This window comes from Saccharothrix sp. CB00851 (genome assembly GCF_001905065.1).
GTDB lineage: Bacteria > Actinomycetota > Actinomycetes > Mycobacteriales > Pseudonocardiaceae > Actinosynnema.
The window spans coordinates 1-2,608 of sequence record NZ_LWLC01000063.1 but is presented as its reverse complement, the minus strand read 5'-3'; the positions used below and the strand labels follow the sequence as shown (position 1 = coordinate 2,608).

3 protein-coding genes are annotated in these 2,608 nt (G+C 68.0%); all 3 read right to left on the bottom strand.

All coding sequences use genetic code 11. From position 1 onward, the window contains the following. Positions 1-98: 98 nt before the first annotated feature. From coaD to A6A25_RS38530, 3 genes are read right to left on the bottom strand one after another with little or no spacing between them, the layout of a single operon-like run. Complete coding sequence (coaD, locus tag A6A25_RS38540; protein ID WP_073898993.1) at positions 99-581, bottom strand: pantetheine-phosphate adenylyltransferase; 483 nt, start codon at positions 579-581, stop codon at positions 99-101. Between the two features lie 54 nt (positions 582-635). Continuing rightward, the gene (rsmD, locus tag A6A25_RS38535; RefSeq protein ID WP_073898991.1) at positions 636-1,202 is read right to left on the bottom strand and encodes a 16S rRNA (guanine(966)-N(2))-methyltransferase RsmD; all 567 of its coding nucleotides are present in this window, start codon (positions 1,200-1,202) and stop codon (positions 636-638) included. 4 nt (positions 1,203-1,206) lie between these two features. Further along, positions 1,207-2,295, bottom strand: a complete 1,089-nt coding sequence (locus A6A25_RS38530) for an MBL fold metallo-hydrolase (RefSeq protein WP_073898989.1) — start codon at positions 2,293-2,295, stop codon at positions 1,207-1,209. Positions 2,296-2,608: the final 313 nt, after the last annotated feature.

Sequence of the window (2,608 nt, the reverse complement as noted above, 5' to 3'; positions counted from 1 at the left end):
GGACCTCGAACCGGAACCACCGTAATGCTGGCCTTTCAAGATCTGTAACCACACCGGGCGACGAGCAGACGGTCCTGACGTTAACGGAACGTGACCGCTCAGCGACCCTCAGCGAGCCGTGCCGCGAGCCGGTCCTTGATGCTGGGCGGCAGCAGGCTGCTCACGTCGCCGCCGTAGGTGGCCACGTCCTTGACCAGGGAGCTGGCCAGGAAGCTGTAGATCGGGTTCGTCGGCATGAACAGGGTGTCGACGCCGGAGAGCTGGTGGTTCATCTGCGCCATCTGCAGCTCGTAGTCGTAGTCGCTGACCGCGCGCAGGCCCTTGACGATGGCCTTGATGTCGTTCTCGCGGCAGTAGTCGACCAGCAGGCCGTGCCAGGAGTCGACGCGGACGTTGGGCCACTGCGCGGTCACCTCGCGCAGCATCTCCGTGCGCTCCTCGACCGAGAACAGGGTCTTCTTGTTCTTGTTGATGAGCACGGCGACGACGACTTCGTCGAAGAGCTTCGCCGCTCTGCCGATGATGTCCAGGTGTCCGTTGGTGGCCGGGTCGTAGGAGCCGGGGCACACGGCACGCGTCATGGTTTCGGACGGTAGCACCCGATCGGACGCATCCACTCAGGTGCGTGGTCGGCATCACCCGTAGGCGTCAACCTGTTCGGCCCAGTGCAGCGTGGTGTCGCCGTATCGCTTGCTGCGCAAGGATTCCACCGCGGTTGGCCAAATCGGTTCGGGACTGCGCGCACCGCGTTCCACGATGATCAGCGACCCCGGTTTCGTCCAACCGTGGGTGACCAGCGACGCGAGGAGCCGGTTGAGCTGTTCGTCGGTCACCGCGTAGGGCGGATCGGCGAACACCACGTCGCACGCCACCTCCGTCCCGCTGCCCACCGCGGCCTCCGCGGTCCGGTTCACCACCGTGACGCCGGGCAGTCCGACCACCTTGGCGTTGCTCTTCAAGACTTCGGCAGCCCGCTTGTCGGACTCCACGAACGTGGCCCTCACCGCACCCCGCGACAACGCCTCGAACCCGAGCGCACCCGACCCCGCGTACAGGTCCAGCACCACCGCGCCGTCGAGGTCGACCAACGCCTCCAACGAGCTGAACAACGCCTCGCGCACCCGGTCGGACGTCGGACGGGTCACCCGTGGCGGCACTTGCAGCCTGCGGCCACCGGCGGCGCCCGCGACAATCCTGGTCACCGGCTCATCGTCCCACCATCAGCGCCTGCCACCACCCGTCCACCGCCGGCGGCTGCGCCACGTCGACCCGCTCACCGGGCCGCGGCACCGCCAACGGCACGTCGTGCGCCTTCGCCTCGCGCCACACCCGGTCCACCGGCTCGGACCACTCGTGGAAGGCCAGGTTGAACGTCGCCCAGTGCACGGGGATCAACAGGCCGCCCCGCACGTCCCGGTGCGCCGCCACGCCCTCCTCCGGCGTCATGTGGATGTCCGGCCAGCCCGGCCCGTACGCACCGATCTGGACCAGGGAAGCGTCGAACGGCCCGTGCTCCTCACCGATCCTCTTGTAACCGTCGAAGTAGCCGGTGTCGCCGCTGTAGTAGACGCGGTGCTCCGGGCCCTTCAACACCCACGACGCCCACAACGTGTTGTCCCGCTGAAAGCCCCGCCCGGAGAAGTGCTGCGCCTCCGTGGCGACCAACGTGACGCCGGCCACCTCGTGCGACTCGTCCCAGTCCAGCTCCACGATCCGGTACTCGGGCACGTGCCACCGCCGCAGGTGTGCCCCGATCCCGAGCGGCACCACGAACACCGCGTCCGTGTCCCGTTCCAGCGCCCGCACCGTCGGCAGGTCGAGGTGGTCGTAGTGGTCGTGCGAAATCACCACCGCATCCACCCGCCCCACCTCGTGCAACTGGTGCGGCACCGGGTGCAACCGCCGGGGACCGACCACCGGCGACGGCGAACACCGATCACTCCACACGGGGTCGATCAACACCCGCGCCCCGTCGATCTCCACCAACGTCGACGCGTGCCCGTACCAAGTGATGTGCAACCCGTCCGCCGCTCCCGGAACGGGCGGCACCAACGGCACCTCCCCCACCGGCCGCCGCTGCTGCCCACCGAACAACATCTCCCGCACCGTCCCAGCGGCACCTTCGGGCATCGTCCGCGTCGGCGAACCGTTGTGGAACTTCCCATCGCGATACCGAGGCGACCGCCGCACCCGCTCCCCGTCCGGCTTCCCACCCAACGCCAACGGCACATCCCGCGCCGCCCAGGCGACAGCACCAGCCGAAAGAGCGAGCAACGCAGCGGCAACCTTCTTCATGCCACGACCAACGCCAACCCGAACTCCCCGGTTCCCCCGAACGCCCGATGTGGCCCCCACCACCAACCCGAACGCAGAACTCAGGTGCCCCGAACGTACGACTCTCGCGCGCTGAACGTACGACTCTCGCGCCCTGAGTGTTCAACTCACGCGTCCCGAACGTAGGACACACCCGTTCCGAACGTAGGACACACCCGTCCTGAACGTTCGACACACGGGACCACAACGGACCCGGAACCCGACCGCAGAGGCTCGATTTGACATGGGTTCGGGTGCTTTAGGCTGGTCGAAGCCGGGCAGGCTTGGCGGGCGC